This window comes from Paraburkholderia sp. MM5477-R1 (genome assembly GCF_050436385.1).
Classification (GTDB): domain Bacteria; phylum Pseudomonadota; class Gammaproteobacteria; order Burkholderiales; family Burkholderiaceae; genus Paraburkholderia; species Paraburkholderia tuberum.
In genome coordinates this window covers 1,023,491-1,049,953 of record NZ_JBNDMC010000006.1, presented here as the reverse complement: position 1 = coordinate 1,049,953, position 26,463 = coordinate 1,023,491, and the positions used below count along the sequence as shown (strand labels likewise).

Genomic DNA, 26,463 nt, shown 5'->3' with positions numbered 1-26,463 from the left:
AACGTGATATATTTTCGGTTTTCTTCGCATCGGCGGATTTGCCATGAAAGTACGGACTCGCAAGCTCGTTAAGAGCGATTTCGAGCAGTTGTCGCAGTTTCGCTATCAGATGCGGCGCTTCGAGCGCTTCTCGGAGCAGGCCGCGCAAAGCGAGGGCATCACGCCGTTGCAATACCTGTTGTTGCTGCACATCAAGGGCTATCCGGAGCGCGACTGGGCGACCGTCGGCGAACTCGCGGAGCGTCTGCAGGCGCAACATCACGGCGTCGTCGCGCTGGTATCGCGCTGCGAGGCACTGAATCTCGTGCGCCGCCAGGTCAGCGAGACCGATCGCCGCCAGGTTGAAGTACACATCGAAAGAGCGGGAGAACGGGTACTCGAACGGCTTGCGGAACTGCATCGCGCCGAATTGAGATCGCTCGAAGGCTCCTTCCAGGTTCCACGGATCGACCTCGACTAACTATGCGCATGGACTCCCACAAACGCGACTTCGCGGCGAATGCACGGCTGCCCGGTATCTTCGCGCTCGCCGCGGGCATCGGCTTCGTCAGCACGATTGCCGCCTTTGTTCTGCTGAACCTGATTCGCCTGTTCACCAATCTGTTTTTCTTCGGCACGCTGTCGTTCGTCGACCGCTCGCCCGCCGCCAATACGCTTGGCATTTGGGTGATCGGCGTGCCGGTGATCGGTGGTTTGATCGTCGGGCTGATGGCGCGCTTCGGCTCCGAAAAGATTCGCGGCCACGGCATTCCCGAGGCGATCGAGGCGATCCTGTTCGGCAAGAGCAAGATGTCGCCGAAAGTGGCGGTGCTCAAGCCGTTGTCGTCAGGCATCGTGATCGGCAGCGGCGGGCCGTTCGGCGCGGAAGGCCCGATCATCATGACCGGCGGCGCGCTCGGCTCGCTGATCGCGCAGTGCGTGAAGGTCACGGCGGCGGAACGCAAGACGCTGCTCGTGGCGGGCGCGGCGGCCGGCATGACCGCGGTGTTCGGCACGCCGCTCGCGGCCGTGCTGCTCGCGGTCGAACTGCTGCTGTTCGAATGGCGGCCGCGCAGCTTCCTGCCAGTCGCGGTGGCGTGCGCGGTCGCTGGCTTCGCCCGCGTGATTTTCTTCGGTACAGGTCCGCTGTTTCCGCTACAGACTGCCGCGCCCGATGGCTGGTCGCTGCTGTCGTGCGCGGTCGCGGGCGGGTTGTCGGGCGCGCTGGCGTCCGGCCTGTCCGCCTCGCTCTACAAGGTGGAAGACCTGTTCGGCAAGCTGCCGATCCACTGGATGTGGTGGCCAGCGCTCGGCGGCATCGTCGTCGGCATCGGCGGCTGGCTCGAACCGCGCGCGCTCGGCGTCGGTTACGACGTGATCGGCGATCTGCTGCATCAGCACATTGCAGTGCAGGTCGCCCTTTTGCTGCTCGCCGTGAAGGCGGTGATGTGGGTCATCGCGCTCGGCTCGGGCACGTCGGGCGGTGTGCTCGCACCGCTCCTGATGCTCGGTGCCGGACTCGGCACGGTGCTCGCGCATTGGCTCCCGGGCAGCGAACCGGCGCTGTGGCCGCTCGTCTGCATGGCCGCGACGCTTGGTGCCACGCTCGGCGCGCCGCTGACGGCCATCGTGTTCGCGTTCGGCCTCACGCACGACGCCAACGCGCTGTTGCCGCTGCTGACGGCAACGCTGATCGCGCACGGCTTCTCCACGGTCGTGATGCGGCGCTCGATCATGACCGAGAAAATCGCGCGACGCGGCTATCACATCTATCGCGAGTACGGCGTCGATCCGCTCGAGCGCCACTATGTCGACGAAGTGATGACCGCCTCGGTCGAATCGGTCGATGCCGCCACGACGGTCGGCGCAACGCTGCAGACGCTGTTCGGCGCGAACCAGCTGCGCCGCGCGTATCCGGTGTTGCGCGACGGCGCGGTGATCGGCGTGGCCGACCGCATGTTGCTCGAACGCTTCTGCGCCGAGGACACGGAACGCAAGCGCGCGATGACGCTCGCCGACGTGTTCGCGCAACACAACACCGAGTTTGCCTTGTCATCCGAAACCTGCCGGCTGGTGGCGACGCGGCTCGCCGTGCTCGGGCTCGAACGCCTGCCGGTGGTCGCCGATCGCAACAGCATGCGTCTGGTAGGCATCGTGTCGCGCAGCGATCTGGTCAAGCCGTCGCTCGCGCACTTCGAAGAAGAGCACAAACGGGAACGTTTCCGTCGTATCGGGCCGTCGTTCAGCAAGCGGCGCTTCGCGCCGGTTCGTAAAGCCCGCTAAAAAGACCGCAGCAAAAAATCAAAGGCCGAGCCCCCGTTAGGGCCTCGGCCTTTTTGTTCGCGCATGGAGCTATTTGCCCGCGCCACGCGACTCGACGCAACCCAGCACGAGCGTGTCGCCCGATTTCGCGCCGGGACCCAGCGCCGCAGTGTGGAAGTCCGCGTGGTCGCAATGCCATTCGGCGTGGAAGTCGCGTGGGCATGCCATCGTCGTGCCGCCTTTGTGCAGGCCGGGCAGCGCGTAATCGCAAGTTTCCCGTCCGTTGCAATGACGCTCGAGCTCACGAGTCAGGTTGCCGCGCGGCGCGCCGCAATTCTCGCCATAGGTGCCCGATACGATCGTAATCGCGCGCGTTTGTGCGTCGGCGTTTGCGGACACCATGAATACGCCGCTTGCCAACGCCAGCGCGGCACGAAGAATTCCACTGGGGAAAATCCGTCCGCGCCGCGAAGATTCCATCGGCCTCTTCACTTTGCCCCTCCGTTCCCGCTATAGGCGACGTTCAACCGAAACGCGCCGCCTATAGCCAGGTATAGAGGAAAGAGCAAAAGACTGCCACTAGAAACCATTCCTACGCGCAATAGCGGCCAAAGCCGTTATTCGAGCGCCTTGTCGTTCGGCGTCGCGTAAAGCTGTTTCAGCGAATCGCTCATCGGAAAGTCGAAGCTGATGTTCTTCGGCGGCACCGGCTTGATGAACCATCGGTCGTACATCGTGTGGATTTCCGGTCCTTTCATCACCTGTTCGAGCGTGTCGTCGACGAGCTTTCTGAACTCCGGATCGTCGCGTCGCAACATGAAGCCATACGCTTCGGACGATTGCGGCGTACCGGTGATGATCCAGTCCGACGGCTTCGCGGTCAGCGTGCGCGTGCCGGCAAGCAACACGTCATCCATCATGTACGCGACGGCGCGGCCGCTTTCGAGCGTGAGACGCCCTTCGCCGTAATCTTTCGCGCTGATGATCTGCATGTTCATCTTCTTGTCCTCGTTCATCTTGCGCAGGATGCGCTCGGACGTCGTGCCCTGATTCGTCACGACCGTCTTGCCCGCGAGATCCGGAAAGTCCTTGATGCCCGAGTCCTTGCGCGTCAGAAGACGCGTCGTCGCGACGAAGAACGTGTCGGCGAACGCCACCTGGCTTTGGCGCGCGACGAGATTGGTCGTCACGCCGCATTCGAGATCGACCGTGCCGTTCTGCACGAGCGGAATGCGATTCTGCGAGGTGACCGGGATGAAGCGCACCTTGAGGTCCGGACGCTTCGTTTTCGCCTTGACCGCATCGATGACCTTGTTGCACAGGTCCTGCGAAAAGCCGACCACCTCGTTGTTCGCGTCGACGTACGAGAACGGCACCGACGTCTCGCGATGGCCAATCGCGATCACGCCGCTTCGCTGGATCTTCGCGAGCGTGGACGTCGCGTCCTGCGCGAACGCGCCCGGACTCGCCAACGTTGCCGACACGAGCATGGCAACAGTGGACCAATTCATCATTTTCATGGGTATCTCCAATCGTGCGGCAGGTTCCTAATGGATGGCGGGCTGCTGCGCCAGCCGTCTACATATGTTGCCATTAAAAAAATAAATGCAACATATGTTAACTACCGAGTGTTGAAACGCCGCGTGGCGACGCTTTCCGGCCAATCAAGTCATCATCGATCCGTACCGGACATCATTTTCAAAACCGTACAGGTACTGTACCGGCCCCTGTCGCTAGAATGAGCCTCACCGTTTTCTGTTGGCGACACCGGAGCCCCCATGTCTTTCGTCACTCTCAGCGCGCTGCCCGCCGGCATCCTGTTCGCGCTCGTCACCTCGATCACGCCCGGTCCGAACAACACGATGCTGCTCGCGTCGGGCGTCAATTTCGGCTTTCGCCGCACGCTGCCCCATCTGTCCGGCATCAGCGTCGGCGTGGTGCTGTTGATGTTGTCGGTCGGCATCGGCCTCGGCGAGGCGTTCGTGCATTTCCCCGTGCTGTACACGGTGCTCGAAGTCGTCAGCGTCGCTTATCTGCTGTATCTGGCGTGGAAAATCGGCACGTCGGGCGAACTGAAGCTCAGGAACGGCGAGCGTCGCCCGATGCGCTTTCACGAGGCGATCGCGTTTCAGTGGGTCAATCCGAAGGCGTGGATGATGGTGCTGACCGCCGCGACGACGATTCACCTGAGCAACAGCTTCGGCATGAACGCCATCGCGATGGCTGCGGTGTTCTATGTGATCGGCTTTCCGTGCATCTGCGTGTGGGCCGGTTTCGGCACCGCGATGCGCGAGGTGCTGTCGAACCCGAAGCGGCTGCGCGTCTTCAACATCGCGATGGCGCTGCTGCTGGTCGCGTCGCTGTATCCGATCGCGCTGAAGCTGATCGGGCACGGCGGCTGAGCTTTCGACGCGCGCCGCCGCGTCTACCACGCCCCCTGCCCGACCCGCTCGATGAAGCGCCACAACGCGTCGTCGCTCGAATACGGCGCGTTGAAGCGGAACCACGCGCTCGGCGCGTCGTCGGGACGGAAGTAGGAGCCCGGTGCGAGCCAGATGCCGTGCGCGAGCGCGGCGGTCGCGACCTCGGCGGCGCGCTCCGCTTCGATCGGCAGACGCGCCAGCATGAAGAGTCCCGCTCGCGGCCGGTGAAACACCTCGAGCCCGAGCGCGTCCAGCCGTTCTTCGAGTGCCACGTGCGCGAGCTTGAGCCGTTCGTTGACCATCTCGACGTGGCGCGCGTAACGCCCTTCCACCAGCACCTTGTCGACGATCCGCTCGATCGTTTCCGACGACGTCAGCCCCACCGCCATCTTCGTGCGCGCGAGTTCGCGCAGCACCGCCTGCTCGGCCACCACATAGCCGCAGCGCAGCGACGGCGTCACCGTCTTCGAAAAGCCGCCGACGTGCAACACGCGCTGCAAGCCTTCCATCGCCGCCAGTAGCGGCGCGCCGGCCGGCGCGAGTTCGCGGCTCACGTCGTCCTCGATCACCCAGATGCGCTCGCGCTCGGCGATCTGCAGCAAGCGGAACGCGGCCGACATGCCGAAGGTCGCGCCGGTCGGATTCTGGAGCGTGGTGTTGACGAAGATCGCCTTCGGCTTGTGCCGCGCGACCAGCGTTGCGAGAGCGTCAGTATCGACGCCGGGCGGCGTGCGCGGCACGCCATGCACGACCAGCCCGGCGAGCTTCAGGATCTGCAGCAGATTGCAGTAGCCGGGATCTTCGACGATCACCGCATCGCCCGCGCGCAGCAGCGTGCGCACGATCAGATCGAGCCCCTGCGTCGCGCCCTGGGTGAGCAGCACGTTCGCGACGTCGACAGGCAGCCCGCGCCGGTCGAGTTGTTCGGCGATGCGCTCGCGCAGCGGCGCGAAGCCGTACGGATGGCCATAGTCGCCGAGCCGCGCGGCCGGCACCCGGCTCAGCGCGCGCAGCGAGTGCTGCAGGCCGCTCTCGTTGGTCCATTCGCTCGGCAGCCAGCCGCAGCCCGCCTTGATCGGCACCGAGTGATCGGCAAACACGTCGGACAGCAGCCACGTCGCGGTCAGGCTCGGCGGCGTCCAGTCGGCGACGGCCGCCCGCGTGGACGGCGAGCGCGCCGCCACCCGATAGCCGGAGCCGCGCCGCGCGACCACGAGCCCCATCGACACCAGCCGGTTGTACGCCTCGGTCACGGTGAAGGTGCTCAGCGCGTGGCTTTGGGCAAGCTGCCGCACCGACGGCAGCAGCGCGCCCGCGCGCAGCGATTGCGAGTCGATCGCGCGCGCGAAGCTCTGCACGACCTGTTCGACGAGCGTCGGCGCCGCGCGCCGGTCGCGTTGAAGGTCCAGTTCGATCATGTTTCGGGCGAAAAACGAGGGGCAAAAAGACGAACCGCGGACCGCCCGCCTACCGGAACAGTTCGCGCGAATCCACCAGCACGGTTGACACCACACTTGGTCAACTGTTTATGCCGCCATTAAACCGCGAGGGCTACAGTTTGGCTACGCTTAAAGCCCCAACCGACACCACTTCGAGGAGATGCCATGACTTCGCGCCCCGTCATCGACGATCTGTCGTCCTTCTGGATGCCCTTCACCGCCAACCGCCAGTTCAAGGCCGCGCCGCGCCTGCTGGAATCGGCGAAGGGCATGTACTACCGAAGCACCGACGGGCGCGAGATTCTCGACGGTTGCGCCGGGCTGTGGTGCGTGAACGCCGGCCATGGCCGCGATGAAATCGTCGCCGCGATCACCCAGCAGCTGTCGACGCTCGACTTCGCGCCGACCTTCCAGATGGGCCACCCGCTTGCGTTCGAAGCGGCGAAGAAGGTTGCCGAGCTGATGCCGGAAGGGCTCGATCGCATCTTCTTCACGAACTCGGGCTCCGAATCGGTCGACACCGCGCTGAAAATCGCGCTCGCCTACCATCGCGCGCGCGGCGAAGGCCAGCGCACGCGTCTGATCGGCCGCGAGCGCGGCTATCACGGCGTCGGTTTCGGCGGGATTTCGGTCGGCGGTATCGCGCCGAATCGCAAGACGTTTTCGGGGGCGCTGTTGCCGGCGGTCGATCATCTGCCGCACACGCACAACCTCGAACACAACGCGTTCTCGAAAGGCCAGCCCGCATGGGGCGCGCATCTGGCCGAGGAGCTGGAGCGCATCGTCGCGCTGCACGACGCTTCGACGATCGCCGCGGTGATCGTCGAACCGGTGGCCGGCTCGACCGGCGTGCTGGTTCCGCCGCAAGGCTATCTGCAGAAGCTGCGCGAGATCTGCACGAAGCACGGCATCCTGCTGATCTTCGACGAAGTAATCACGGGCTTTGGCCGCCTCGGCAAGGCGACCGCGAGCGAACACTTCGGCGTCACGCCGGACCTGATCACGCTGGCGAAGGCGATCAACAACGCGTCAATTCCGATGGGCGCGGTCGCGGCGAGCCGCACGATCCACGACACGGTCGTGGGTAGCGGCGCGCCGGGCGCGATCGAGCTGTTCCACGGCTACACGTACTCGGCGCATCCGGCGGCTGCCGCGGCCGCGATCGCGACGCTCGATCTGTACCGCCGCGACCAGTTGTTCGAGCGCGCGGCCAGCCTCGCGCCGACGTTCGAAGCCGCCGCGCATGGGCTGCGCGACGCGAAGCACGTGAAGGACGTGCGCAATCTCGGCCTCGTCGCGGGCATCGAGCTCGAATCGCGCGACGGAGCGCCGGGCGCGCGCGCCTACGAGGCGTTCGTCAAATGCTTCGAGGCAGGCGTGCTGATCCGTTTCACCGGCGACATCCTCGCGTTCTCCCCGCCGCTGATCATCGACGAAGAGCAGATCGCGCGGCTCTTCCGCACCGTTGGCGAGGTGCTGGCGACGGTGCAGTAAGAAGGCCCGCAAGCGCGCCACCAGGCGACGACGAAAGAGCGGCACGCGCATGCGTGCGCCGCTCTTTTTTATTGCTGCCGCTTTGCGAGCCGCAAGCTCAGTGATGCGCGCGCGACGCCCGCGTTTGCGCGGCCTTTTTCGCGGCAGCGGAGCGTCCAGCCGCGCCCTTCGTCGCAGCGGCCTTTTTGGCTGCGGCCGAGCGGCTCGCGGCTGGCCGCTTGGCCGCCGCCGACTTCGCCTGCTTCGACATCGCCGCCGACGACGCCCCGGCCTTGCTCTCGCGCTTGAGCACGCTCTCCGACACACGCGAGCGTTTCGCGCTCGACTCCTTGCTCGCACTCTTCTTCGCGGCGCCTTCGTGCTTGCCCGCCGCGCTGTCCTTCTGCGCTTTCTTGCGGGTCGCCTCGCTCGTGGCGCCCTTCTTCGGCGGCTTCAGGTCGACGCCCGCGCGCCGCGCCTCGGACAGCCCGATCGCGATCGCCTGCTTCGGCGAGCGCACGCCGTGCTTGCCGGCGCGGACCTTGTCCACCTGTTCCTTGACGAACTCTCCCGCTTGAGTACTCGCTGATTTGCCGGCGCGTTTATCGGCCGCGGCACGCTTCAAGGTTTTCTGCTCTGGCATGACGGTTCTCCGGTTGTGGGTGAGTCTCTATCATTCAGCAACGAGCGTGCCGGAGCGCCCATCCGCGCCATGCTCCGGCGGCGGTTGCGTGGCGGGACTCGCGTGCGTCGGCGGGACGGCGTATGGTGGTGGACATGGGACGGGAGTAAGCGCCGAAGCGCTAACTCAAATCGGCCGCCTTGCATGGAGACAGCCATGAAGATAGTTACGGTTCGCGCTGGCACACATATCGAGGGCGTGCACTGGATCGCCGAGTACGTCGAAGACGTCCACGAAATTCGCGTGTTCCGCGAGGGGCAGGAAGTGGACGTGCACAACGCGCCGTCCACACTGTTCGGCGATGAAGAAAACGCGGGCTCGAAAAACACCGCCGATCATCGCGCGATGGAAGCGGCCGTGCTCGCTTATCTAAAGCGCTTCGTCACGGAGCACGACGCGGAAGAGTAGGTTTCGCCGACGGCAACCGCCGTTTTCAAAGCCGCCCGCTCGTGGCAAAAGCCGCTGCGGACGTGCATTCACCAACACTCGCGCGGCCATTGCGCGGCAGTCACGACGGACCGCCGCGCGCCACGTCCTCAATCCGCCGGGCGCAGTTTCTTCACCTCGGCGTCCGATGGCTGCACGCTCGCGCCATCCACATAGCGGTACGACGTCATCACACCCTTGCCGTCCTTCACGCCGGTCACGCCGACATACGCGCCCATCGTCGACTGATTGTCCTGCGCGCGGTACATGATCGGGCCGAAGGGCGTCTGCACGTTGAGCCCCTTGAACGCGGCGGCGAGTTTGTCCGGATCGGTCGAACCCGCCTTCTTGATGCCGTCCGCGATCGACATCAGCGCCGAATAGCCGACCACCGAGCCCAGCCGCGGATAGTCGTGATATTTCGCCTGATACGTGTCGACGAACTGCTTGTTCGCGGCCGTATCGATCGAATACCACGGGTAGCCGGTCACGATCCAGCCGGTCGGCGCTTCGGCGCCGAGCGGATCGAGGTAGTCGGGCTCGCCGGTCAGCAGCGACACCACCGCGCGGTCCTTGAAGAGCCCGCGCGTATTGCCCTCGCGCACGAACTTGCCGAGGTCGGCGCCGAACAGCACGTTGAAGATCGCGTCGGGCTTCGCGTCGGCGATCGCCTGGGTCACGGCGCCCGCGTCGACGTTGCCGAGCGGCGTCGCCTGTTCGACGACGAACTGCACGTCCGGCTGCGCGGCCGTCAGCAGCTTCTTGAAGGTCGCCACCGCCGATTGCCCGTACTCGTAGTTCGGATACACGATCGCCCAGCGCTTCTTCTTCAGCTTCGCGGCCTCGGGCACCAGCATCGCGACCTGCATGTAGGTCGAAGGGCGCAGACGGTACGTGTATTTATTGCCATCGGCCCAGACGATCTTGTCGGTCAGCGGTTCGGCCGCGAGGAAGAAGATCTTCTTCTGCTTCGCGAAGTCGGCGAGCGCGAGGCCAGTGTTCGACAGGAAGCCGCCGAACAGCACCTGCACCTGCTCGCGCGCGATCAGCTCCTGGGCGACGCGGATCGTGTCGCCGGGGTTGCCGTTGTCGTCGCGCGAAATAACCTCGAGCTGCTTGCCGAGCACGCCACCCGCCGCGTTCACCTGCTCGAGTGCGAGATTCCAGCCTTGCTTGTAAGGCCCGAGAAAGGCGGGCTGCGCCTTGTAGCTATTGATCTCACCGATCTTGATGGTCTGCTGTGCGCTCGCGCCGAGCGCGGCAAAAGAGCACACGGTCGACACCATGAGGCGAGAGATCCATCCTGCGCGCGTGGTCATGCGTTTCTCCGTTATCAGAAGGAATGGTGGTTTTAGTCAGACATGCGAACCTGAGGACGTGCAAGCGCGTGGACCTGCGCACCTTCGGACGACGGCTGGCGGCTCATTGCTCGCGCGGTTCCGCGCGGATTCTGGCCACGTTCGCGGCGACGTCCTGCCATGCCGGCTTGCCGCCCGCGAACTGGGCGCGCAGGAACGACACGAGCTCGGCGACCTGGGCGTCGTTGAAACTGTCGCGGTAAGCCGGCATCGTACCGAGTTCGGGCCGCGCAGGCGAGCCGATGCCGTCGAGAATCACGCGAATCAGGTTGTCCGGCGCCGCGCCGTGCAGGTTCGTGTTCAGCGCCAGCGACGGATGTGCGCCGAACAACTGAGGTCCGCTGCCGGTGTGATGGCACGCGGCGCACGCGCCGTCGAAAAGCCGCGCACCCGCCGTGACCGGCGCGCCCGTCATCGCGCTGGCCTGTTCGTATTCGCGCGCGGTCGCGGCCGGATCGGCGTTCGGCTCCAGCGGATTGAGCGACGCGAGATAGACGGCCATCGCGCGGATATCGCTGTCGGGCAGCGCCGCCAGATCGCCGACCACCTGCGCCATCGGCCCGGCTGCGACGCCGTGCAACGGCGCGTGACCGTCGCGCAGATAGCGGAACAGTTCGTCCTCGCTCCACGGCACCGGCGCATTCGACAACGCCGACAGCGCGGGCGCTTCCCAGCCCTCGGCGCTGCCTCCGCCCATGAACGCCGCGCCGGTTTTCTCGGCGCCGAACACGTTGCGCGGCGTGTGGCACGCGCTGCAATGGCCAAGGCCATTCACCAGATACGCGCCGCGATTCCATTGCGCGCTCTGCGCGGGGTTGGCGGTAAACGCAGTGCGGCCGAGAAACAGGCCGTTCCATGCAGCCATCAGCGGACGCACGCTGAAAGGAAACGCGAGCTTCGTTTCGGGCGGCCGGCTGCGCACCGGCGTTTGCGACATCAGATACGCGTAAAGCGCGTGCAGATCGTCATCGGAGATGTTCTGGAACGACGTGTACGGAAACGCCGGATACAGCCGATGACCGTCACGGCTGATGCCGTGCCGCATCGCGCGCACGAACGCTTCGAGCGACCAGTGGCCGATCCCGGTCTGGCCGTCGGGCGTGAGGTTGGTGCTGTAGACGATGCCGAACGGGGTCGCGAGCGGCTTGCCGCCGGCGTTCGGCACGCCGTTGTGGGCGGTATGGCAAACCGCGCAATTGCCGAGCGACGCGAGCAGCTTGCCGCGCGCGACCAGTTCCGGCGCAAACGCGCTTGCAAGCGGCGGCGTGATCGGCGCAAGCGGCGCGCTGGAAACCGAGGCGAACGACAGCGCGCCAAGCCAGCCGACCGCGCCCGCGGCCAACAAGCCGAAAAAGCCGCGCCGCCAGCGCTTTTTCCTGCGCGCCGCCGCCGCGTCTTGCGCCTGCGCGTCGGCGAGCGCGGCGCGGATCTTTTCCGGCGTGAACGGCGGGCGACGGAAACGCACCCCCGTCGCGTCGTACAGCGCATTGGCGATGGCGGCCGCGCCGGGCAGCGACGCCGACTCGCCCGCGCCCATCGGCGGCTCGCCGTGGCGCGGCATCATCACGACGTCGATTACCGGCACTTCGCGGAACGTCAGGATCGGATACGCGCCCCACTCCTGGCTCGTCACCGCGTTGTCGCCGAAACTGACCTGCTCCTTCAGCGCGCGGCTCGTCGTCTGGATCACGTTGCCGTGAATCTGGTGACGCACGCCATCCGGATTGACCATCGTGCCGGTGTCCTGGCCGACCACGACGCGCGTGACCGCCAGTTCGCCGCTGTTGCGATCGACTTCGACCTCGGCGACCCACGCGGACCATGCGGCGCCGAATCCCGGGAATTTGCTGTGCACGTAGCGCGCGTACGCGATGCCGCGGCCGCGCGCGATGTTGCCGTCTTCGTCGTCCTCGCCGCGCGTTCTGAACGCGGGTTCGCGCGGTTCCCACCCGGCTTTCGCCGCGACCGCCTTGACGAGGTCGATCGCGCGCGGATCGGTCAGATGCCTGAGGCGGAATTCGACCGGATCGACGCCGGCCTGCTCGGCCAGTTCGTCGATGAACGACTCGTGCGCGAACGTGTTCGGCAACGCGGACACACCGCGCAGCCACGCGGCGCGCACGATCGGCGGCGTGTCGTCGCAGACGATGCGCATGCTGCGATAGTCGTACGGCGGCACGGCCGTACGGTCGCCCATCTCGAAGACCTGCGGCTGCGCGGGAATCGTGCCGGTCAGCAGCAGCGCGAGCGTGGGGGCGTCGTTCGACGGATAGCGCGTCGCAAAGTCGTAGGCGGCCAGTTCGCCTTCGGCGGTGAGCGCGCCGCGTACGTCCATCAGTTGCGCGGCGCCCTTCGGTTCCCACGCGTGTTCGTCCTCGCGCGAGAGCTGCACGCGCACCGGCGCGCCGACCGCGCGCGACAGCAGCGCGGCGTCGGCGGCGACGTCGTCCGCGCAATTGCGTCCGTAGCAGCCCGCCGCATCCATCCGCACGATGTCGATGCGCGCTTCGTCGAGCGTCAGCAATAACGCGAGGTCGGCGCGCAGCGAATGCGGGTTCTGCGTGCCGGACCAGATTTTCAGCTGCGTGTCGTCGCCGCCTCCGTTGCGATAGTCCGCGACCGCGCACGACGGCCCGATCGATGCGTGCATCTGGAACGGCCACACGTAAGTGCGTTCCAACGTGCGCGACGGTTCTTGCGCGAGCGCCGCATCCACGTCGCCTTCGATCACCAGATCGCGCCGCGTCGCCGGATTCGCGCGCAACGCCGCTTCGACCTGCTCGCTCGTGTCGAGCGGCGGCAGGCCATCGACCGTTTTCCAGCGCACGTCGAGCCGCTGCGCCGCCTGTTGCGCAATCTCCTCACGCTCGGCGACGATGCCGACGAAATCGCGAATCACGACCACCTTGACGATGCCAGGCAAATCGCGAATCGCCGCTTCGTTCACTTCCAGCAGGCTATGCCCGATGAACTCACCCTGCGCGACGCCCGCATAAGGCGGCCGCACCACGCGTCCATGCAGCATGCCGGGCACGCGCACGTCGTGCACGAAGCTCAGCTCACCGGTCGCCTTCGCGGGAATGTCGACACGCGGCGCGCTTTTACCGACGACGCGGTACGCGTGCGGCGGTTTCAAAGGTGCATCGTTCGACAGCAGCAGTTCGACACGCTGGCCTTTGATCAGCTCGCCATAGTGAATGCCCTGCGCCGGGTCGCCATCGCGTGGAAACACGCGACTGTCCTGCACGTCGAGATCGTTCGCGTCTACGTTCAGGCGCGCAGCCGCTTGCGCGACCAGATACTGACGCGCTTGCGCCGCCGCCTGCCGCAGCGGCACCGCCGAAATCTGGATCGTCGCGCTGGCGATCGTCGGTCCCTGGTTCGGCGCTTCGCCGGTATGGCCGAGCACGATCGACACACGCGTCAACGGCACATCGAGTTCTTCCGCGACGATCTGCGCGAGCGCGGTGCCAATGCCGGTGCCAAGATCCACGTGACCGTTGAACGCGACCACGCTGCCATCGTCTCGCACGACCAGAAACAGATCCGCCTCGGTCGGCACGAACGAAGAACGCGACCCCGGCTGGCCGCGCGCGGCCTTGACCGGTGCATGCGGCGGCCGCGCGACGATCAGCACGCTGTGCGCGTCGTACAACTGCTTGCGTGACGGCGTCGCGCCACGACGATCGACGCTGAAGTCCGGCCCGGTCATACGCGCGCTCCGTCGTCCACGTCCGTTTGCGCGTCGAGCAGTTGCGCCGCGCGCTGCACCGCGCGCACGATCTCGACATGCGTGCCGCAGCGACACAGATTGCGCGACAGCTCGCGCTGGATCGTCGCGACGCTCGGATGCGGATCGCGATCGAGCAGCGCCTTCGCGGTCATGATCATGCCGTTCAGGCAGTAGCCGCATTGCGCGGCCTGTTCGTCGATGAACGCCTGCTGCACCGGATGCAACGCGGTGCGCGTGCCGAGCCCTTCGAGCGTCGTGATCTCGCGGCCCAGCGCGACTTCGGCGGTCGTCACGCAGGCGCGCGTCGGCATGCCGTCGAGCAGCACGGTGCAGGCGCCGCATTCGCCGAGACCGCAACCGAACTTCGGCCCGTTCAGCGCGAGATCGTTGCGCAGCAAGTAGAGCAGCGGTGTCTGCGCCGCCGCGCTGACCACATGCGTCGCGCCGTTCACCTTCAGCACGAGCTGAGCGGCGCGGTTCATCATGATGCGAGCACCCTGTCGCGCCGCGCGTTCACAGCACCACCGGCACTTCGGTCGCGGGCGGCGTATTGCGGCTGCGCCGGCAGCGGATCAGACCATCGATCATCACCATCCCCACACCCGGAATATCCCCGAGTCGCACGCTTTCGAGCAGCGTGTCGGCGGCCGTATGCTGCGCGCGGTCCATGAACACGAGATCGGCGGGACGGCCCACCTCGATCAGCCCCTGGCGCAGGTGGCGCTGCCGCGCGGTATTGCCGGTCGCAAAGCAGAACGCGATTTCGGCGGGGACGTCGGCGAGGCTCGAGATCAGCGCGATCATGCGCAGAATGCCGAGCGGTTGCACGCCGGAGCCGGCCGGGCTATCGGTGCCGAGAATGATCCGGTGCGGGCATTTCAGTTCGATCGCATGGCGCGCGGTCAGCAACGCGATCCGCTCGTTGCCGTTGTGGACGATTTCGAGCGCGCGGCTCGACTGCTCGCACAGATCGCACACGTGCCGGTACGACAGCGACGTATGGCCGCCATTGACGTGGCCGATCACATCGGCATCGGCGGCGAGCACCACGTCCCGATCGATCAGACCGGAGCCCGGAATCGACGGACCACCCGTGTGAATCGTGCTCTGGATACCGTACTTGCGCGCCCACGCGACCATCTGTTGCGCTTCCTCGCCGCCCTTCACGCTGCCGAGGCCGACTTCGCCGAGCAGCTTCACACCGGCTTCGGACAGCTCCTTGAAGTCCTGCTCGACCATGCCCTTCTCGATCACCGGCGCGCCCGCCAGCACCTTGACGCCGCCACCGACGCCGGCCGCGCGCATGCCGTCGAACGAGCGCTGCGCGGTGATCGCGAGCGCCTTCACGCCGAGCACGTCTTTCGGACGGCCAGGCAAATGCACTTCGCCGGCCGAGATCATCGTCGTCACGCCGCCGTTCAGATTCGACTCGATCCAGCCGAGCTGATTCTGGCGCGGCGTCCAGTCGCCGAACACCGGATGCACGTGCGAGTCGATCAGGCCCGGCGCGACCGTCGTGCCCTTGCAGTCGACCGTCGTGCGCGCGCCTTCGAGATCGCAGTCTTTCTCGCGGCCGAGCGCGACGATCACGCCGTCGTCGATCACCAGCGTGTCCGCGTCGAGAATCGGCTGATCGATATCGCCCGACAGCAGTAGCCCGATGTTCGTTACCGCGACCTTGCCCGACAAGCCTGTCAACGTCTCTGCCGCCATCTGCCTCTCCTTTCGCCGACACTACCCGATGAATTCACACGCTCAGATAAGCGCGCCTCACTGTTTCGTTCCGTGCGAGTTCGCCGATCGTTCCGCTGAAACGGATCTGCCCTTTCTCGAGCACATACGCGCGGTCGCTGACCAGCTCGGCGAAGTGCAGATTCTGTTCGGATAACAGAATGGATAGCCCTTCGCGTTTCAGTTCGAGAATCATGTTCGCCATCTGCTCGACGATCACCGGCGCGACGCCTTCGGACGGTTCGTCGAGCAGCACCAGATACGGATTGCCCATTAGCGTGCGCGACACGGTCAGCATCTGCTGCTCGCCGCCGCTCATCTGGCCGCCGGGGCGCTTCGGCATTTCGCCGAGATTCGGAAACAGGCGGAACAGCTTGTCGGGCGTCCATTGCGGCGCGCCTTCGCGCGGCGGCTGGCGGCCCGTGTCGAGGTTTTCCATCACCGTCAGGTCCGCGAACACGCGGCGGTCCTCGGGCACGAAACCGACGCCCATGCGCGCGATCTTGAACGGTGCGAGCGCGCTGATGTTCTGGCCGCGAAACGTCACTTCGCCGTGGCGGCGCGGCAGCAGTCCCATCACCGCTTTCATCGTCGTCGATTTGCCGGCGCCGTTGCGGCCCATCAGCGCGACCACCTCGCCGCGGCCGACTTCGAGGCCGACGTCGAACAGGATGTGGGCGCGACCGTAGAACGCATTGAGGCCGGAGACTTTCAGCATCGGTTCGCTCATTGCAATGCTCCACGATCCCGCACGCTGCCTGACGCGTCTTGCAGTGGCGCGTGCGGCCGGAACGTCTTGCCGGTGCCGAAATAGACCTCCTGCACGCGTGCGTCGTTGCGGATCGTGTCGGCGTCGCCTTCGGCGATCAGCTTGCCGCGCGCGAGCACGATCATCCGGTCGGCGTACGCGAATACGACGTCCATGCTGTGTTCGGTGAACAGCACGCCGATCTCGTGTTCGGTCACCAGCCGCTTGGTCAACGCCATCAATTCGTTGCGCTCCTTCGGCGCCATGCCGGCGGTCGGTTCGTCCATCAACAGCAGCTTTGGCCGGTTCGCGAGCGCGATCGCAAGCTCGACGCGCTTCACGTCGCCGTACGCGAGCACGCCGCACGCGCGCTTCGCGTGCGCGCCCATGCCGACCTGTTCGAGCAGCGCGAACGCTTCGTCGGCATGGTGCGAGCCCGCTGGCTTCCAGAGGCCGAAGGTCTTTTTCTCGCGCGACACCAGCGCCATTTGCACGTTTTCGAGCACCGTCATCGAGTTGAACGTCGCGGCGATCTGGAACGTGCGGCCGACGCCGCGCCGCCAGATATCGCGCGGCCGCATGCCGACGAGTTCATGACCGTCGAGCAGAATCGAACCCGACGACGGCTGCAACTGGCCGTTGACCATGTTGAAACAAGTCGATTTGCCCGCGCCGTTGGGGCCGAGCAGCGCCAGCAGTTGACCCGCTTCGAGATCGAATGAAACGTTATCGACCGCCTTCAGTCCTCCGAACGATCTCGACAGACCGCTTACGCGCAGCAGGCTCATAGCCCCTCCTTGACCGCGGCGGCCCGTTGCGACGGCGACGCGGCGCCGCCGTTGGTCTTGTCGGCCTGATCGCCGTTCGCGTCGCCGAAACGCTCGCGAATGAAGCCGACGATACCCTGTGGAAACGCGATCACCAGCAGCAGGATCGCGAAGCCTAGCAGCGCCTGCCAGTAGTCGGTCTGGCGCGCGACCGTGTCCTGCAGCCACGTAAACACGGCCGCGCCGACGATCGGCCCGCTCAACGTCTGCAAGCCGCCGAGCAGCACCATCACGAGGCCATCGACCGAGCGGCTCACGCTGATCACTTCGGGCGAGATGTTGCCCTTCGAAAACGCGTACAGCGATCCGGCGAGTCCGCAGAACAACGCCGCGATCACGAACGACGCCCACTGAACCCGCTTCACGTCGATGCCGATCGCCTCGGCGCGTAGCGCGGAATCGCGCGACGCGCGCATCGCATAGCCGAGCGGCGAGAACAGCATGCGGCGCAGCAGCCACACGCCGAGCACCGCGCACGCTAACGTCAAGTAGTAGAACGCGACCGGCGACGACAGCCAGTTCGACGGCCACAGGCCTAGCACGCCGTTGCTGCCGCCGGTCACGTCGTCCCACTGGAACACGACCGACCAGACGATCTGCGCGAATGCGAGCGTCAGCATCGCCAGATAGACACCAGACAGGCGCACGCAGAACCAGCCGAACACGAGCGCGCCCACCACCGCGAGCAGCGGCCCGAGCAGCAACGCGGCTTCCATCGGCAGATTCAGCACCTTCAGAAACAGCGCCGCGCCGTAAGCGCCAAGTCCAAAGTACGCGGCATGGCCAAACGAATGCAGGCCGCCCGGACCCATGATGAAATGCAGGCTCGCCGCGAACAGCACCGCGATCAGGATTTCAACCAGCAGCACCGGCATGTACGGAAACGCGTTGGCCGCGAGCGGCGCCAGAACCAGCACCAGCAACACGAAGGCGGCCAGCCCCTTCAGACGCCTGCCCGCCGGACGCAATGGCGTTTCCGGCGTACCCATCGCGCGCACCGCGGCGCTCGCGCGGCCGAGCAGACCCCAAGGCCGCACCACCAGCACGACCGCCATCACGACGAATTCGGCCACCAGCGTGAAGCGGCTCAGCGAAAAACCGCTGCCGAAGATCGTCACGTGCCCGATACCGATGCACAGCGCCTTGATCTCGGCGATCAGCAATGCCGCGACGAACGCGCCCGGAATCGAACCCATGCCACCGACCACGACGACCACGAACGCATTGCCGATCGTCTCGAGGTCGAGCGACAGGTTCGCCGACATGCGCGGCCCTTGCAGCGCGCCGCCGAGTCCCGCGAGAAACGCGCCGACGAAGAACACGCCGGTAAACAGCCACGCCTGATTGATGCCGAGCGCGCCGAGCATCTCGCGATCCTGCGTCGCGGCGCGCACGAGCGTGCCCCAACGCGTGCGCGTCAACGCGTACCACAGCAGCAGCAAGACGACCGGACCGATCACGATCAGCGCGATGTCGTACGTGGGCAGCGGATGGCCGAGAAAGTCGACCGCGCCCGCGAGATGCGGCGCGCGCGGGCCGAATAGATCGTCGGGGCCCCAAAGCCATAGTGCGGCGTCGCGAAAGATCAGCACGAGCGCAAACGTGGCGAGCAGATGGAATAACTCCGGCGCCTGATAGATCCGCCGCAACACGACGATTTCGACGAGCGCGCCCAACACCGCGACCGCGAGCGCGGCGGCGAGCACCGACAGCCAGAAGCCGCCCGCCGTGTGGCCAAAGCGGCTCGCGATGCTATACGCGACGTAAATGCCGAACATATAGAACGAGCCGTGCGCAAAGTTGACGATGCGCGTCACGCCGAAGATCAACGACAAACCGGCGGCGACCAGAAACAGCGTCGACGCGTCGGCGAGTCCATTGACCAGTTGTACCAGCAGATTCGAAAGCATCGCGACCCTCGGCAGCTCGCCGAACGGCGCGCGCGCAACATGCGCAGCGGCCCGATCGGCGGACGTTGCAGCGCGGGCGGCACCATGCGCGCCCGCGTCAACGGCAGGACACTACCAGCGAAACAACCCGCAAAACAAGCGACGGCAAACAGGCGGCTGAAAAAAACGATCGCTCAGCGCAGGCCGTCCTCGCCTTTGATCTCGTTCGCCTGCAAGCCCCCGATGCGCGGCAGCGGCCGGCCCGACGCGGTCACCGCGACCGCCACGACGATTTCGTTCGCGCGCGGCGCGTCGGCCACGCGCGCCTCGATCGCGTCGAAATGGCTGCGCACGTAGGCGGCATCCTTGTGACCGAGCGGCACGTCGATCGCGGTGCCGAGCGTGCCGATCTTCTTCGCCGACGGCACCAGCGCCGCGCCCTTCTCGACCGCCGCGCGCAGCGGCGCGCCGAGCTTCGGATGCAGGATCGCGGCCGCATGTTCGAGTTCGCCCGCCTCGCCGACGATCGCCGCCTTGCCGTAGCTTTGCGCCTCCCCGGGCGCGATGCCCAACGCCTCGACGCAGCGCTTGCCGAGCAGCGCGCCGAGTTCCTCGCCAGCTTCGATCAGCGCGTCGAGCTTCGCCTCATAGCGGCCTGCATACGGATTATCGATCACCGCGATCGCGACCGCGCGGCGCGCGGGCGGCTCGACGGTCTGGCCCATTTCGATGCGTGTTTCGTCGACCTGCACGACCAGCTTGCGAAGCCTGATTGCCATTTGCGCTCTCCGAGTTTCGTTGCCTTGCAGTATGGTTGCCGCGCGCCGCTTCAGCGCAAGCCGTCCTTGCCGACGATCGCCTCTTTCGCGAGGCCGCCCACCCGCGCATGCACGCGCTGCCCCGTGCTCATCGCGAGGATGTAGACGATCTCGTCGGCGGCGGGCGCGCCGGGCACGCGTACTTCGATCGCATCGAAGTGGCTGCGCACGTAGCTCGCGTTGACATGCGTGAGCGGCACGTCGAGCGCGGTGGACGGCGCGCCGACCTTCTTCGTCGACGGCACGATCGCGTGGGTCGGCACGCCGTGCTTTTCGAGCAGCTCGCGCATCGCGTAGCCGCCGGGCACATGCCATAGCGCGCCGTGCTCGAGTTCCCCGCGCGCGCCGACGATCGCGCCCTTCCCATAGCTTTCGATCGACGCATGCGGCACCGCCATCGCCGTCAGCAGCCGCTGCGCCATCTCGAAGCCGAGCGGTTTCAGCGCTTCCATCGCGGGTTCTATTTTCGGCTCGTAGCGGCCCGCGAACGGATTCGTCATCACCGCGGCGATCGCGCCTCGTCTGAGCGGCTGCGCGGGCGCGGGGCCGAACTCGTGGAAGATGTCTTCGACGTGCGTCAGCACGCGGCGTATTTCGAACACGGAGCCTCCGTTGTCAGTGAAGCGCGCGTGGCGGACAACGCGCGTGAATCGTCGATGCCGGTGACCCGCGCCCGTCCTTGCAGGAACAGCGCGGCGCCTTCGATCAAACCCTGGTCGCGCAACCGCTTCGCGACATCGACGCCGCGCGCGAGCGCGAAATCGATCAGCGGCTGCGGCAGACGCGGCACGTCGACGGTCACCAGCAGATCGCCGAGATCGCTATCGTCCTTCAGCGACGACGCCGGACGCCGCACGATTCCCGCATGGTCGAGATCGACCGCGTTCGCGATCATCGTCGCGGCGGCGTCGGCGCTCGCGGCATCGCGCGCGAGCACGGTCACGCTGTCGACGATGCCGAGACTGAAGCTGCGGCCGCGCCAGCCGCTCGTCGCGACGCCGCGAATCGGCTGCCGAGCGTCGAGCGTCAGATGCGCGTCGAGCGCAGGGTCGTGCGCGAAACGCGTGCCCGAAATTTGCGCGAGGTCCGCCAACACGCCCACGCGATACTGCTGCCCCGCCGCGAGGTGCAGCGCGATGTCGCCGCCGTTGTTGATGAACGCGCGCGCGATGCCGTCGCGCGCGAACGCGGCGATCAGTTCGTCGGCGACGCTGCCCGCGACCGCCGCCATCGGCGTGATGAAGCTCGAACGATGCGGATGACACGCACGCCACATACGCGTCGCGACCGGCCCTCGAAGCGGGCAATCATGTCGTGCCGCCACAGCCTGCACTGGTTGCCGAAGCACGTTCAATTCGCGGACCAGCTCCTCCAGCACAGGACTGAAGCGCTCCCAGCATGCGTCATATGCGGCACGCACCGCGTCGGGCTCGCCGTCGGCGCCGAGGATCAGGTCGATCGGCCCGTGCTGCCAATGCCAGCGGTGTTCGTCGAGGCGGGTTCGGGTGGGGGTCATCGCGTGATTTTTAGTCAGGGTGCTTAACCGGGCATTGCAGGCGGCCACGGATTGTCCGGATCGCGAGCCAGCGTCCGCCGCGCGAGCGGCGCGCCTTCCGTATGCGTCGGCCCGCTCGCGAGCACGCTCTGCAACGAGCGCACCGCCTCGACGTGGCCGCCGAGATCGCGGTACGTGTCGTACGTCATCGTGAATTCGATCGGCGCGACGAGCGCCGGTGTCGGCACCGTGCCGAACGAGCGGTCCGGCATGCGCGTCACGTCGACCATCACGGTGATGCCGCCGCCCGGCCACACATAAGCCGGCGCGCCGCCGCACGTGACGTTGACGAGCTTGCGCTTGATCGCGCGCGTGAGCAGCACCGGATTCTCGGTCGCGCCGGCGCGCAGACTGCCGCCCGCGCCGCCGAGAAACAGCACCGTCGCGAGCGACGGCTCGCAGTTCTCGCCGATCCGCTCGACCGTGCGGCGCACCGCGTCGGGCATCGGCGCGATGCGCGGCACGAGCTGTGCGTCGAGTTCGTACCATTGCGCGTGTTCGCCGGTCGTCGAGACCATCAGCACGCGCATGCCCGGCTTCGCGACCGACGGATCGAATCCTTCGACGATCGCGAGCGGGTCCTGAATGTCGGTGCCCCCCCAACCGGTGCCAGGATTGGCAACCTGGAAATAGCGGCCCGGCGTCGATTTGCGGCCGCGTATCTTGAGTCCCGAGCGCGTCATGCCGAGGCAGCGGCCCGCCTGGTGCTCGGTCAGCACGCCCGTAATGTGATCGTCGACGACCACCACCTCATCGACGTGGCCGAACCATTGCTTCGCGAAGATACCGATCGTCGCGGAGCCGCAGCCGACGCGCATGCGCTGCTCCTCGACACCGTCGACGATCGGCGCGACGCCGGCGCGAATCACGAGACTCGCGCCGCCGTCGATACCAAGCTCGACCGCCTCCTTGTTGCCGAGCGCGAGCATCATGTCGCAGGTCACGCGGCCTTCTTTCTTGCTGCCGCCGGTCAGATGATGGACGCCGCCGAGGCTCAGCATCTGCGAGCCGTATTCGGCCGTGCTCACGTGACCGACGATCTCGCCGTCACAACGCACGTTCGCCTGTTCCGGGCCGAGAAAGCGGTCGGTGTCGATCTTCACCTTGAAGCTGCAATAGCTGAAGATGCCTTCGGTGACGACGGTGACCATGTCGATGTCGTCGAGCTTCGACGCGACGATGAACGGCGCGGGCTTGTAGTCGGGATAGGTCGAGGAGGCACCGACGCCGGTGACGAACAGCGCGGGTTCGGTGGTGCCTGGGTCCGCGGCGGGGGCTGTGCCGAATTCGATCGTCGCATTTGCCGGATCGGCGTCGGCATCATCCGTACGCGACAGAAACACCACCGGATCGACGCGTATCAACCGCCCATCCGCATTCGCATAACGGTCGCACGCGCCGGTGCGCCCTTCCGAGATCTGGCACAGCACCGGACACGCATTGCATTCGATCTTGTTCGCGGCCATGCGCTCGCTGCGCGGCGCCGACTTTGCGAGCACGGTTGGGCCCGGCGTCGACGCGGTATCGCGATCGACACTCTCTGCACCGAAATCGACCTTCGTATGTTCTGTCATCGTGGGGTTCCGTACGACATCACAGGCGCGACATGACTGGCGGTGCTGCGCGGTGCGCGAATCGTCCCGGTTTCAGGGCATTTCCGCGTGGGGCCGCCCATTTTCATGTTGCGGTCACTCACCGTTCATGTAGTATCTTCTACACCAAACTCGATTGAAATCTACTCGATCAAAATCGACTGTGCAACGTGTTTTCCGTCACGCGGGATCATGGTGCAATGCGGCATCGGCCTGCTGAGTCTGCGCGCCCGCCGTTCAAACCTACGCTGACAAAGAGATCCGAGACCGTCATGAGTCCCACCGCCGCCCGCAAGCCGGGCGCCATCGGTATCCGCGCGAAACAGGCGCAGGACACGCGCGCCAAGATCCTGAAGGCCGCCATCAGGGTGTTCGCGAAGCAGGGTTATGCAAGCGGCCGCATCGAAAGTATTTCGAAGGCCGCGCGTTCGCACGACCGGATGATCTATTACTACTTTGGCAGCAAGGAGCAGTTGTTCATCGAAGTGCTGGAGACGATCTACACGCAGTTCAACGAAGCGGAAAGCAAACTCGATCTCGATCTGCGCAATCCGGTGCATGGCCTCGAACAGATGGTCGAGTTCGTCTGGCAGTACTACCTCGATCACCCGGAGTTCGTGACGCTGCTGTCGAGCGAAAATCTGCACCAGGGCAAGCATGCGAAAAAATCGCAGAAGCTCAAGGAGATTTCGGGCTACGCGATTTCGATCGTGCAGAGGCTATTGGAGGCGGGCCGCGCGCAGGACGTGTTTCGCGCCGATATCGCGGCACGCGACGTGTATCTGATGATCGCGTCGCTCGGCTATTTCTATAACGCCAATCAGTACACGCTCGGCGCGTTTCTCGGCGAGCCGCTGATGGACGAGGCGGCGCTCGCGCATTGGCGCGAGGTGATCAAGGAGACGGTGTTGCGGGCGGTGTGCGTGCAGGTGCCGGTGAGCGTCGTAGCGACGACTACCGCATAAAAAATATCGGCGCCCGCCGAATTCGCGAATGAATGCCGTGCGGATTCCTTCGATACCAATCCTGAACGGCGCGCATTCCTTCACAACGGTAACAAGCGTTTTCGTTTTTGCGGCTTTCGTTTGCTGCGGCTTTCGTGGCTTGAGGCTTCACTTCGCCGACCTTCGTAACGTCCGGCTTTTGCACATCTGCGTTTTGAACGTTCGTTGCGGCTGCATCTTCGCGTTCTTTTTTGTTGCTTTGATTCGCATTCTTTACATTGTGTTGCGCTGGCAATCGTTGCGGCGTGGTTCTGTTTTCCCCACGAATCGGCCCCATACTCATATTCGCTGTGATCTTTCGCGATCAATTGCACTTGCCTCTGTCGGCTCGATACGCGGATGCAGATCAAACTGACGTATATCTTAAAAATTGTGTGCAGCCAGATGATCTGGTGTAATCATTGGTTCGTACAACCAATGAGGAAAAGACGATGGTGTGGATTTACAAGCATGAGAGCCACTTGTTGTATCACAACGACAAATTAATCACAGATAAGGGATATTCCGGCAAGGGAGAGCACAAGAATAAACACAGTAGCCAGTATGTCCGCGACTGGGGACCAATCCCCGTTGGCCTGTATGAAATTACGGCACCGTTTCCGCACCCTAAAACTGGACCGTTCTCGATGCGGCTTAACCCGGTATGCGGAACGTGCTTAGGCGAACGTTCCGCCTTCATGATCCACGGCGACAGCCAGACCGATCCCGGCAACGCGTCAAATGGATGTATCGTTCTGCACTTGCCATACCGCAAGCAAATCTGGAACAGTGGCGACAGAATGCTTAGGGTGAAACATCCATGAAACGCACCTTTGCAGTCCTGCTGCTATCCTTTCCCGCGCTATGCCTGGCGCAAGGCAGACCGAACCCGCCATGCGACGGGTGGCCGACCAACATCGCCGAAAACAGCCTAAAAAAGGCTGGCATGCTTGGCAATATCGACTATACGAAGACCCAAGCCGTGCAACTGGCGTCCGAGAAAATAGGAAAAGATGAGGATGGCGAACAGTTGTGGCGTGAGGTCTATCACATCACCTTTCACGAAAAAAACGGAAACAAGGTCAAGGTGATTGCTGTGAACGACGCTGGCGAATTTGAATGCTCAATGAGTGCCGTAGAGGTTTTTGTCGTTTCGAAGCATTTGCTATCAAGAGTCGAGGCTGACAGAATGTTCAAGCAGATAGAGTGAGGTCGTTTGAATCCATGAAACACGCTTTTGCAGTCCTGCTGCTATCCCTTCCCGCGCTATGCCTGGCGGAACCCGGACCATACCCGCCATGCGGCGACCGGTTTCCGGCCTATGTGGCCCAGATGGCGCTAAGAAAAACTGACATCCTCTCCCTGGATTTCGATGCTACGAAAACAAGGGCCGTGCGACTGGCGTCCGAGAAGATCGGTAAATATGAGGATGGCGAACCAATGTGGCGCGGGGTCTATCAGATTACCTTTGAGGAGCGAAACGGAAATAAGATCAAGCTGATTGCTGTGTACGAGATAGGCGAACTGGAGTGTACGATTAGTGACGAGCAGTTTCTTATCGTTTCGAAACAGTTGCAGCGTGGCGGCGGGGACACTCGGTACAGGCATATCGAGTGAACCGCGCCAGTTCAGACCCGGACCCGCATCGCGCGGGGTCTTTTTTTGCCTGCGAGCGGCGCGTCATAAGGCCCCTGCCTCGCTCTGTTTCAGTCATTACACCCCTTGCCCGCGCGGCCTGTACGTCTGGTTCGGGTCTGTCTGTAGGCTTCCACGAAATAGTCGCCAAGGCGGGAAATCGATCCGAAACGCTTCCGGCGCGAAAGCCCGTTGCGGGCCGCATGTAACCATCGCCCTCCCAGTCTTCGCACGCGTCGAGTACGGCCAGCTGCGTGGCGCGGAAGTGTCTGGCCGCCTCCCGCACGGTCAGATGCGAACGGATGGTTGGAGCTGATGGAGCCAGTACAGCCGGACTTGACGCAGCGGCTGCTGACGATCTTCTCGGTATCACCAGCGACGGGGATGCGACCATACGGAAACTGACCGCGTTGCAGGACTACGCGCGTAAAGCGCAGCGGGTGTGCGGCATCGATGGCAGCCGGAAATACTGAAAAAGGAGTCAGCCGTGCGTCGTTATACTCAGCTCTGCCCGTCAACTTTAAAAAATGGAGGTATGCGTGGGCGCTCTTTCCATATGGCACTGGCTGGTGTTTGTTCTTGTTGTCGTCATCGCGGAGATTATCCCGCTATGGCTGATCCTGAAGAAGGCGGGATATGCGGGCGCCTGGTCGCTGCTCGCCTTCATTCCGGTGGTGAACGTCATTCTGCTGTGGTTCATTGCCCTGGCCCGCTGGCCTGCATTGAACGCAAGACAGTCCTGACCTGTCGCGGCCGGCCGGAATGGACGAACTGAAATGGCCGGCCGCTACCGCAACCGTTCCTACCGCCAGTACCTGCCGCAGGAACTGCTCGATGAACTGCGCGCGGTGTCGAAGGCGACCCACCGTCGGGTGCAGCAGATCGTGCGGGTGGCCGTGCAGCGTTTCCT

The 26,463-nt window shown here is 64.9% G+C and carries 26 protein-coding genes; 10 read left to right on the top strand and 16 right to left on the bottom strand.

The features are described 5' to 3' along the window. The first annotated feature begins 43 nt into the window (after window positions 1–43). Window positions 44–460 carry a MarR family winged helix-turn-helix transcriptional regulator gene (locus tag OKW35_RS23175; RefSeq protein WP_184007094.1) on the top strand — a complete coding sequence of 139 codons (417 nt, stop codon included), beginning with the start codon at window positions 44–46 and terminating at the stop codon, window positions 458–460. Window positions 461–462: 2 nt separating this feature from the next. Next, window positions 463–2,262 (top strand): chloride channel protein, encoded by a 1,800-nt coding sequence (locus OKW35_RS23170; RefSeq protein WP_429553231.1) that lies wholly within the window; start codon window positions 463–465, stop codon window positions 2,260–2,262. A 69-nt stretch (window positions 2,263–2,331) separates the two neighbouring features. On the opposite strand, the gene OKW35_RS23165 is transcribed toward OKW35_RS23170, so the two are convergent. Next, window positions 2,332–2,733, bottom strand: a complete 402-nt coding sequence (locus tag OKW35_RS23165) for a hypothetical protein (protein ID WP_184063420.1) — start codon at window positions 2,731–2,733, stop codon at window positions 2,332–2,334. Between the two features lie 125 nt (window positions 2,734–2,858). Next, a complete protein-coding gene (locus tag OKW35_RS23160) occupies window positions 2,859–3,761 on the bottom strand; it encodes a glutamate/aspartate ABC transporter substrate-binding protein (RefSeq protein ID WP_429553230.1) in 903 nt (300 codons plus the stop codon). Between the two features lie 258 nt (window positions 3,762–4,019). On the opposite strand from OKW35_RS23160, the gene OKW35_RS23155 reads away from it, so the two are divergent. Beyond that, window positions 4,020–4,643 carry a LysE family translocator gene (locus OKW35_RS23155; protein WP_429553229.1) on the top strand — a complete coding sequence of 208 codons (624 nt, stop codon included), beginning with the start codon at window positions 4,020–4,022 and terminating at the stop codon, window positions 4,641–4,643. A gap of 23 nt (window positions 4,644–4,666) precedes the next feature. On the opposite strand, the gene OKW35_RS23150 is transcribed toward OKW35_RS23155, so the two are convergent. Continuing rightward, entirely contained in the window at window positions 4,667–6,082 is a 1,416-nt protein-coding gene (locus OKW35_RS23150) for a PLP-dependent aminotransferase family protein (RefSeq protein ID WP_429553228.1), read from the bottom strand. A gap of 186 nt (window positions 6,083–6,268) precedes the next feature. Between OKW35_RS23150 and OKW35_RS23145 the strand changes: the two genes are divergently transcribed. Further along, the gene (locus OKW35_RS23145) at window positions 6,269–7,597 is read left to right on the top strand and encodes an aspartate aminotransferase family protein (protein WP_090807225.1); all 1,329 of its coding nucleotides are present in this window, start codon (window positions 6,269–6,271) and stop codon (window positions 7,595–7,597) included. A 97-nt stretch (window positions 7,598–7,694) separates the two neighbouring features. Here the strand turns inward: OKW35_RS23145 and OKW35_RS23140 are convergent, their stop codons facing one another. Further along, a complete protein-coding gene (locus OKW35_RS23140; RefSeq protein WP_090807227.1) occupies window positions 7,695–8,219 on the bottom strand; it encodes a DUF6496 domain-containing protein in 525 nt (174 codons plus the stop codon). A 195-nt stretch (window positions 8,220–8,414) separates the two neighbouring features. Between OKW35_RS23140 and OKW35_RS23135 the strand changes: the two genes are divergently transcribed. After that, a complete protein-coding gene (locus OKW35_RS23135) occupies window positions 8,415–8,666 on the top strand; it encodes a hypothetical protein (RefSeq protein WP_018423554.1) in 252 nt (83 codons plus the stop codon). Window positions 8,667–8,794: 128 nt separating this feature from the next. Here OKW35_RS23135 and OKW35_RS23130 read toward each other — a convergent pair whose 3' ends face one another. From OKW35_RS23130 to OKW35_RS23080, 11 genes are all read right to left on the bottom strand, one after another. After that, the gene (locus OKW35_RS23130) at window positions 8,795–10,003 is read right to left on the bottom strand and encodes an ABC transporter substrate-binding protein (protein WP_090807229.1); all 1,209 of its coding nucleotides are present in this window, start codon (window positions 10,001–10,003) and stop codon (window positions 8,795–8,797) included. Between the two features lie 103 nt (window positions 10,004–10,106). Continuing rightward, the gene (locus OKW35_RS23125; RefSeq protein WP_429553227.1) at window positions 10,107–13,754 is read right to left on the bottom strand and encodes a molybdopterin cofactor-binding domain-containing protein; all 3,648 of its coding nucleotides are present in this window, start codon (window positions 13,752–13,754) and stop codon (window positions 10,107–10,109) included. Further along, window positions 13,751–14,257, bottom strand: a complete 507-nt coding sequence (locus OKW35_RS23120; protein WP_090807233.1) for a (2Fe-2S)-binding protein — start codon at window positions 14,255–14,257, stop codon at window positions 13,751–13,753. The genes OKW35_RS23125 and OKW35_RS23120 overlap by 4 nt, the downstream gene beginning before the upstream one ends. A gap of 31 nt (window positions 14,258–14,288) precedes the next feature. Then, entirely contained in the window at window positions 14,289–15,488 is a 1,200-nt protein-coding gene (locus OKW35_RS23115) for an amidohydrolase family protein (protein WP_429553226.1), read from the bottom strand. Between the two features lie 34 nt (window positions 15,489–15,522). Next, entirely contained in the window at window positions 15,523–16,236 is a 714-nt protein-coding gene (locus OKW35_RS23110) for an ABC transporter ATP-binding protein (RefSeq protein WP_429553225.1), read from the bottom strand. Further along, entirely contained in the window at window positions 16,233–17,042 is an 810-nt protein-coding gene (locus OKW35_RS23105) for an ABC transporter ATP-binding protein (RefSeq protein WP_184063401.1), read from the bottom strand. The genes OKW35_RS23110 and OKW35_RS23105 overlap by 4 nt, the downstream gene beginning before the upstream one ends. After that, window positions 17,039–18,991: an ABC transporter permease gene (locus OKW35_RS23100; RefSeq protein WP_429553224.1), complete on the bottom strand. Its 1,953-nt coding sequence runs from the start codon at window positions 18,989–18,991 to the stop codon at window positions 17,039–17,041. The genes OKW35_RS23105 and OKW35_RS23100 overlap by 4 nt, the downstream gene beginning before the upstream one ends. A 173-nt stretch (window positions 18,992–19,164) precedes the next feature. Next, window positions 19,165–19,749, bottom strand: a complete 585-nt coding sequence (locus OKW35_RS23095; protein WP_184024981.1) for an amino acid synthesis family protein — start codon at window positions 19,747–19,749, stop codon at window positions 19,165–19,167. Window positions 19,750–19,799: 50 nt separating this feature from the next. Next, on the bottom strand, window positions 19,800–20,390 hold the full coding sequence (locus OKW35_RS23090) for an amino acid synthesis family protein (RefSeq protein ID WP_187614028.1): 591 nt from the start codon (window positions 20,388–20,390) through the stop codon (window positions 19,800–19,802). Then, window positions 20,366–21,304 (bottom strand): UPF0280 family protein, encoded by a 939-nt coding sequence (locus OKW35_RS23085; RefSeq protein ID WP_429553223.1) that lies wholly within the window; start codon window positions 21,302–21,304, stop codon window positions 20,366–20,368. Before OKW35_RS23085 ends, OKW35_RS23090 begins: the two co-directional genes overlap by 25 nt. 23 nt (window positions 21,305–21,327) lie before the next feature. Next, window positions 21,328–22,917: a 6-hydroxynicotinate reductase gene (locus OKW35_RS23080; protein ID WP_429553222.1), complete on the bottom strand. Its 1,590-nt coding sequence runs from the start codon at window positions 22,915–22,917 to the stop codon at window positions 21,328–21,330. A 290-nt stretch (window positions 22,918–23,207) separates the two neighbouring features. Between OKW35_RS23080 and OKW35_RS23075 the strand changes: the two genes are divergently transcribed. Continuing rightward, a complete protein-coding gene (locus OKW35_RS23075; protein WP_429553221.1) occupies window positions 23,208–23,900 on the top strand; it encodes a TetR family transcriptional regulator in 693 nt (230 codons plus the stop codon). Here OKW35_RS23075 and OKW35_RS23070 read toward each other — a convergent pair. After that, a complete protein-coding gene (locus OKW35_RS23070) occupies window positions 23,890–24,216 on the bottom strand; it encodes a hypothetical protein (RefSeq protein WP_429553220.1) in 327 nt (108 codons plus the stop codon). The two genes, OKW35_RS23075 and OKW35_RS23070, sit on opposite strands and share 11 nt — an antisense overlap. A gap of 154 nt (window positions 24,217–24,370) precedes the next feature. Here OKW35_RS23070 and OKW35_RS23065 point away from each other — a divergent pair, with 154 nt between their 5' ends. The 4 genes from OKW35_RS23065 to OKW35_RS23050 all read left to right on the top strand — a co-directional run bounded on the left by OKW35_RS23065 (window position 24,371) and on the right by OKW35_RS23050 (window position 26,296). Beyond that, window positions 24,371–24,742, top strand: a complete 372-nt coding sequence (locus tag OKW35_RS23065; protein ID WP_184063214.1) for a tlde1 domain-containing protein — start codon at window positions 24,371–24,373, stop codon at window positions 24,740–24,742. Beyond that, on the top strand, window positions 24,739–25,128 hold the full coding sequence (locus OKW35_RS23060) for a hypothetical protein (RefSeq protein ID WP_429553219.1): 390 nt from the start codon (window positions 24,739–24,741) through the stop codon (window positions 25,126–25,128). The genes OKW35_RS23065 and OKW35_RS23060 overlap by 4 nt, the downstream gene beginning before the upstream one ends. Window positions 25,129–25,142: 14 nt before the next feature. Further along, the gene (locus OKW35_RS23055; protein ID WP_184063218.1) at window positions 25,143–25,535 is read left to right on the top strand and encodes a hypothetical protein; all 393 of its coding nucleotides are present in this window, start codon (window positions 25,143–25,145) and stop codon (window positions 25,533–25,535) included. A gap of 557 nt (window positions 25,536–26,092) precedes the next feature. After that, window positions 26,093–26,296: a hypothetical protein gene (locus OKW35_RS23050; protein WP_008922557.1), complete on the top strand. Its 204-nt coding sequence runs from the start codon at window positions 26,093–26,095 to the stop codon at window positions 26,294–26,296. Window positions 26,297–26,463 lie beyond the last annotated feature (167 nt).